At 65.8% G+C, this 6,179-nt stretch carries 7 protein-coding genes; 6 read left to right on the top strand and 1 reads right to left on the bottom strand.

Annotation, left to right across the window (positions count from 1 at the left end; genetic code table 11):
- Window positions 1-303: 303 nt before the first annotated feature.
- Window positions 304-846 carry a phasin family protein gene (locus tag HPA01S_RS15125; protein WP_066271578.1) on the bottom strand — a complete coding sequence of 181 codons (543 nt, stop codon included), beginning with the start codon at window positions 844-846 and terminating at the stop codon, window positions 304-306.
- A 262-nt stretch (window positions 847-1,108) separates the two neighbouring features.
- On the opposite strand from HPA01S_RS15125, the gene HPA01S_RS15120 reads away from it, so the two are divergent.
- From HPA01S_RS15120 to HPA01S_RS15095, 6 genes are all read left to right on the top strand, one after another.
- Entirely contained in the window at window positions 1,109-2,095 is a 987-nt protein-coding gene (locus HPA01S_RS15120) for a histone deacetylase family protein (protein WP_066271592.1), read from the top strand.
- A complete protein-coding gene (locus tag HPA01S_RS15115) occupies window positions 2,092-2,544 on the top strand; it encodes an acyl-CoA thioesterase (RefSeq protein WP_066271577.1) in 453 nt (150 codons plus the stop codon). Before HPA01S_RS15120 ends, HPA01S_RS15115 begins: the two co-directional genes overlap by 4 nt.
- On the top strand, window positions 2,541-3,263 hold the full coding sequence (locus tag HPA01S_RS15110; RefSeq protein ID WP_066271576.1) for a nitroreductase: 723 nt from the start codon (window positions 2,541-2,543) through the stop codon (window positions 3,261-3,263). The genes HPA01S_RS15115 and HPA01S_RS15110 overlap by 4 nt, the downstream gene beginning before the upstream one ends.
- Window positions 3,264-3,301: 38 nt before the next feature.
- Window positions 3,302-3,649, top strand: coding sequence for an FKBP-type peptidyl-prolyl cis-trans isomerase (locus HPA01S_RS15105; RefSeq protein ID WP_066271574.1), 348 nt, complete (start codon window positions 3,302-3,304; stop codon window positions 3,647-3,649).
- Between the two features lie 121 nt (window positions 3,650-3,770).
- Window positions 3,771-5,147, top strand: coding sequence for a sodium:proton antiporter (locus HPA01S_RS15100; RefSeq protein ID WP_066271591.1), 1,377 nt, complete (start codon window positions 3,771-3,773; stop codon window positions 5,145-5,147).
- 21 nt (window positions 5,148-5,168) lie between these two features.
- Window positions 5,169-6,158, top strand: coding sequence for a 2-hydroxyacid dehydrogenase (locus HPA01S_RS15095; protein ID WP_066271572.1), 990 nt, complete (start codon window positions 5,169-5,171; stop codon window positions 6,156-6,158).
- Window positions 6,159-6,179: the final 21 nt, after the last annotated feature.

Here is a 6,179-nt window from a genome sequence, read left to right as displayed (position 1 = left end):
CCTGCCGGTGCCGGCAGGCGCCCACCGGCCCTGAGAGTTCGGAGCCTCAAGCCAAGGCGGCGGGCGCAATCTCTCAATGCCGACCCGGCCGGGACATAAAAAAAGCCCTCACCTTGCAGTGAGGGCTTAAGGGGTCCGATGAAACCGAATTTCGAAAAGGACCCGAGGAGACAACCATGAAAGCAGACTTGGAGATCAAGCGCTGCCTGTATCAGGTTCAGCGCGTCGTGAGTGGATGCTAGGACAGCTGTATCGACACATGTCGGGCTGGCCGATCAACGGCACGATCGCGCGGATTGGTGATTAACGCTTCTTGGCGACAGTCTTGCTGGCTTGCACAGCCGAGGCGGTCACGGTGTTGAAGTTGGCTTCGGCCATTTCGGTGGCTTGCTTGACAGCCTTTTGCACCGATTCCATGGCGTTGTTGGCGGCAGAGACGGCGCTCTTCATCACGGCCACGGCGGTTTCGGAACCGGCAGGTGCGTTCTTGGCAGCGTTGTCCACGACGGCCAGGAACTTCTTCTGGCTGTCGCTGGCTTGGGCTTCAGCGGCTTTGCCGAATTCGGCGGTGGTGCCCGAAGCGATGTCGTACAGGTGACGGCTGTAAGCCACGGTCTTTTCGGCCAGGGGCTGGAACAGGTTGGCCTGGAGGGCCAACAGTTCCTGGGCGTCCTTCACGCTCAGCAGGGCCTGGGCGCTGTTGGCGGACTCGGACAGGGCGGCCTTGGTGGCTTGCACGTTCAGCTCAACCAGCTTCTCCACGCCTTCGAATGCCTTCTGGGTCAGGCCGAAGATGGTTTCGATGTTGGCTTTTTGTGCAGCGACGATTTGTTCCGGGGTCAACATATTCATACTCCTAAACTTTGTAAAAACAGGGCTTAGTTGAAGGCTGCGGAGAACACGCGCTGTCTGGACGCTGTTGTTTTCGTTCGCTTTGCTGCGCTGCAACATGATTTGAATTATAGGGATAACCCGGCAGCCTGCAAGCGGTTTTTGTTGCGCTGCAGCATTCTAGACGGGGTGTTCTAAAACCGGGCTGTGCCACTGTGGAATGGCGGCCGGCACACAATGGCCAGCGCCCATCTCGCCCCTTCACGCCAACGCCCCCGTGCACGCCTATTACGCCGACCACTTCGTCCTGCCACTGCCCAGCGGGCACCGTTTTCCCATGGCGAAGTACGCGCGCCTGCGCGAGCGGCTGGCGGCCGAATTGCCCGGGCTATGCATGGGGGAGGCTTTGCCGGCCAGCAACGGCGAACTGGCGCTGGCCCACACGCCGGCCTACATCGAGGCGGTGGCCAGCGGCAGTTTGAGCGCGGCGGCCCAGCGCGAGATCGGCTTTCCCTGGAGCCCGGCCATGGCCGAGCGGGCGCGCCGCTCGGTCGGCGCCACGCTGCTGGCGTGCCGGGCCGCCATGGGCGGGGCGGGGCTGGCGGCCAACCTCGCGGGTGGCACGCACCACGCCTATGCCGACAAAGGCAGCGGCTTCTGTGTGTTCAACGACTTCGCCGTGGCCTCGCGCCTGATGCAGACCGAACACGCACGCACGCAGCGGGCGCGCGGGCCACTGCGCGTGGCCATCGTCGATCTCGACGTGCACCAGGGCAACGGCACGGCGCGCATCTTTGCGCACGACGACTCGGTGTTCACGCTCTCGCTGCACGGCGCGAAGAACTTCCCGTTCCGCAAGGAGCCGAGTGATCTGGATGTGGAGCTGCCCGACGGCTGCGACGACGCGGCCTACCTCGAGGCCCTGGAGCGCGCGCTGGAAGAGCTGGACCGCCGCTTCGAGCCGGGCCTGGTGCTCTACCTGGCCGGCGCCGATCCGCACGAAGGCGACCGCCTCGGGCGCCTGAAGCTGAGCTTCGATGGCCTGGAGGCGCGCGACCGGCGGGTGATGGACTGGGCCTGGCGCAAGCGAATACCGCTGGCCTTCGCCATGGGCGGTGGTTATGGCCACGACATGGAGGCCACGGTGCAGGTGCAGGTCAACACCTACCGCACCGCGCTGCAATACCACCAGCGCTGGCGCGCGGTGACGCCTGCACCGGCGACAGGGGCAACGCCGACCCGCTGGCACAATGCCGCCGCATGAGCCCAGCCGCCAGCCCCACCCCGCGACCGCAAGCCTTGCCGCGCAGCGCCTACCGCGTGTTCCGCGCCATCGGCACGCGCTGGAGCGACAACGACGTCTACGGCCACGTGAACAACGTGGTGTATTACAGCTGGTTCGATACGGCGGTGAACGCACACCTGATCGAGCAGGGCGCGCTGGACATTCACAACGGTGCCGTGATCGGCCTGGTGATCGAAACCCAGTGCAACTACTTCGCCCCGCTGGCCTTCCCGCAAACCGTGTGGGCGGGGCTGCGGGTGGCGCACCTGGGCAGTTCCAGCGTGCGTTATGAAGTGGGGCTGTTTGCCGAGGGTGAAGACCTGGCGGCGGCCTGCGGCCACTTCGTGCACGTGTACGTGAACCGGGAGACGCGCCGGCCCGTGCCCCTGCCTGACCGCCTCAAGAACACCCTGGAGAATTTGCGATGAGCCTGAACCCCGCGTCGCCCGTGATCGACGCCGCCAGCGTCGACGCCGCGATCAACAGCCGCATGTCCGCCCGTGCGTTCCTGCCCGACCCGGTGCCGCGCGCCACCATCGAGCACCTGCTGCAACTGGCCAGCCGCTCACCTTCGGGCACCAATACGCAGCCTTGGAAGGTGTACGTGCTGCAGGGCGCCAGCCGCGACAGCCTGGTGGAAAAGGTGTGTGCGGCGCACGACGCACTGCGGGCCGACCCGGCGCTGGCCGCCGAGTACCGCGAGGGCTACGACTACTACCCGGAGAAATGGGTCAGCCCCTACATCGACCGCCGGCGCGAAAACGGCTGGAGCCTGTACGGCCTGCTCGGCATCACCAAGGGCGACAAGGACAAGATGCACGCGCAGCACCAGCGCAACTTCCGCCTGTTCGATGCCCCGGTGGGCCTGATGTTCACGCTCGACCGCATCATGGGCCGCGGCTCGCTGGTGGACTACGGCATGTTCCTGCAGACGCTGATGATCGCCGCGCGCGGCCATGGCCTGCACACCTGTCCGCAAGCGGCCTGGAACGGTTTTTCGAAAATCATCCTGCCGCACATCGGTGCCGGCGACAACGAAATGCTGGTCTGCGGCGTGGCCCTCGGGTACGCGGATCCGGACGATCCGGTGAACGGATTCCGCACGCCGCGCGAAACGGTCGAGAGCTTCACCCATTGGCTGGAATAATCGCCGCTTCCATTTCCCATTCCAAAGGACATCACATCATGATCACCACCCCCAGCGGCCTGCAATACGAAGACACCGTGGTCGGCAACGGCGAAGTGGCCCAGGCCGGCCGCCCGGTGCAGGTGCACTACACCGGCTGGCTCTACAACGACGGCGTGCAGGGCAGCAAGTTCGATTCGAGCAAGGACCGCGGCCAGCCGTTCGAATTCCCGCTCGGCGCGGGCCACGTCATCAAGGGCTGGGACGAGGGCGTGCAGGGCATGGCCGTCGGTGGCACGCGCCGCCTGGTGATCCCCGCCGCGCTGGGCTACGGTGCGCGCGGTGCGGGCGGCGTGATCCCGCCCAACGCCACGTTGCTGTTCGAAGTGGACCTGCTGGCCGTCTGAGCCATTGAAGATGGTGGCAGCGCGAAGGCCCCGGCCCGCGCTGCCGGAGCAGGGCCGGGTGGGTCGGTTGGAGACACGATTGAAACGCAAAGAACAATGGCTCCGGGGCACTGCCGTGCTCATGGGGCTGCTGCCCGGTCTGGCGCAGGCCGCCGAACTGGATGGCAGCCAGCTCGCCGTCTGGTGGGGCGTGCCGTTCGCTGGCGTGCTGCTGTCCATTGCGCTGGTGCCTTTGCTGGCCCCGATCTTCTGGCACCACCACTTCGGCAAGGTCTCGGCGGCCTGGGCGCTGGCCTTTCTTGTGCCTTTCGCCGTGGTGCTGGGGCCGGCTGTGGCGGGCGCGAGCGTGGTGCACGCGCTGCTGGCCGAATACATCCCCTTCATCGTGCTGCTCACCGCCTTGTTCACCGTGGCGGGCGGCATCTTCGTGCGTGGCAACCTGCGTGGCAGCCCGGGGCTGAACACCGGCCTGCTGGCCATCGGCGCGGTGCTGGCCAGCTTCATGGGCACCACGGGCGCGTCGATGCTGCTGATCCGCCCGCTGATCCGCGCCAACGACAACCGCAAGCACCAGGTGCATGTGGTGGTGTTCTTCATCTTCATCGTCTCCAACGCCGGCGGTGCGCTCACCCCGCTGGGTGATCCGCCGCTGTTCCTCGGTTTCCTCAAGGGCGTGGACTTCTTCTGGACTGTGACGCACCTCTGGAGCCATGCGCTGTTCCTCATCGGCGCGCTGCTTGTGCTGTTTTATGCCATCGACTGCTGGTACTACCACCGCCGCGAAGAACGCCTGCCGCTGGACCCGACGCCCGACACACCGCGTGTGGGTTTCGACGGTGGTGTCAATTTCGTGCTGCTGGGTGTGGTGGTGGCGCTGGTGCTGATGAGCGGCCTGTGGAATTCGTCCGTGGTGTTCAACATCGCCGGCACCGAAGTCGGCTTGCCCGGCCTGCTGCGCGATCTTGGCCTGGTGGCCGTCACGCTGGTGTCGTTGAAGCTGACGCCCGCGGGCGTGCATGAGAACAACCAGTTCTCGTGGGGCCCGATGCTGGAGGTGGCCAAGCTGTTCGCCGCCATCTTCCTCACCATCGTGCCGGTGATCGCCATGCTCAAGGCGGGCGTGGACGGCCCGTTTGGCGCCGTGGTGCGCGCCGTCACCAACGCCGACGGCTCGCCGAACCCAGCCATGTATTTCTGGGCCACCGGCGCGCTCAGCTCTTTCCTGGACAATGCCCCCACCTACCTGGTGTTCTTCAACACCGCGGGCGGGGACCCGCAGGCTCTGATGACTGCGCTGGCCCCGATCCTGGTGGCCATTTCCGCTGGCGCCGTGTTCATGGGCGCCAACACTTACATCGGCAACGCGCCCAACCTGATGGTGAAGGCGATTGCCGAAGACCGCGGCATCCGCATGCCCAGCTTCTTCGGTTACATGCTCTGGTCGGTCGGCATCCTGCTGCCGCTGTTCGCGCTGATGACCTGGATCTGGTTTGTCTGACCTCTGAAGGAAACCCTGCCCATGAGCTCCCGTCCCGCCATCCTGATCGCCCGCAACATCTTCCCCGAAGTGGTGGACAAGCTGCGCCAGCATTTTGAGGTCGACACCAACGAGGCCGATGCGCCGTTGACGCCGGCGCAACTGGCCGAGCGGCTGCAGGGCAAGGTGGGCGTGCTCACCACGGGCAGCGAGCGCGTGGACGCGGCCCTGCTCGCGGCCTGCCCGCAACTCAAGGTGGTGGCCAACATCGCGGTCGGCTACAACAACTTCGACCTGCCGGCCATCACTGCCGCCGGCGTGCTGGCCAGCAACACGCCCGACGTGCTCACAGAAACCACGGCCGACTTCGGTTTTGCCTTGTTGATGGCCACCGCGCGCCGCCTCACCGAGAGCGAACATTTCCTGCGCGCCGGCCAGTGGAATCGCTGGGCGCTCGACATGTTTGCCGGCGCCGAGGTGAACGGCAGCACGCTGGGCATTCTGGGCATGGGCCGCATCGGCCAGGCGATTGCGCGCCGCGGTGCACTCGGCTTCAACATGAACGTGATCTACCACAACCGCTCGCGCCTGAATGCCGCCACCGAAGCCGAATGCAAGGCGCGTTACGTCGACAAGGCCGAGCTGCTGAAGAGCGCCGACCACCTCATTCTGGTGCTGCCCTACAGTGCCGAGTCGCACCATGCGATCGGCGCCGCCGAGATCGCGCAGATGAAGCCGACCGCCACGCTGATCAACATCGCACGCGGCGGCATCGTGGACGACGCGGCACTGGCCGTGGCGCTGCGCGAGAAACGCATTGCCGCTGCCGGCCTGGACGTGTTCGAGGGCGAGCCCCAGGTGCACCCTGACCTGCTGACCGTGCCCAACATCGTGCTCACCCCGCACATCGCCAGCGCCACCATCGCCACCCGCAAGGCCATGGCGCACCTGGCGGCCGACAACGTGATTGCCTTCCTCACCGAAGGCAAGACCGTCACACCATTGAACCCTGAGGTGATCGGCCAAGGCTGATCGGACAACGATGAACAACGA

The organism is Hydrogenophaga palleronii NBRC 102513, assembly GCF_001571225.1.
GTDB lineage: Bacteria > Pseudomonadota > Gammaproteobacteria > Burkholderiales > Burkholderiaceae_C > Hydrogenophaga > Hydrogenophaga palleronii.
This window is presented reverse-complemented; position numbering and strand designations above follow the sequence as displayed.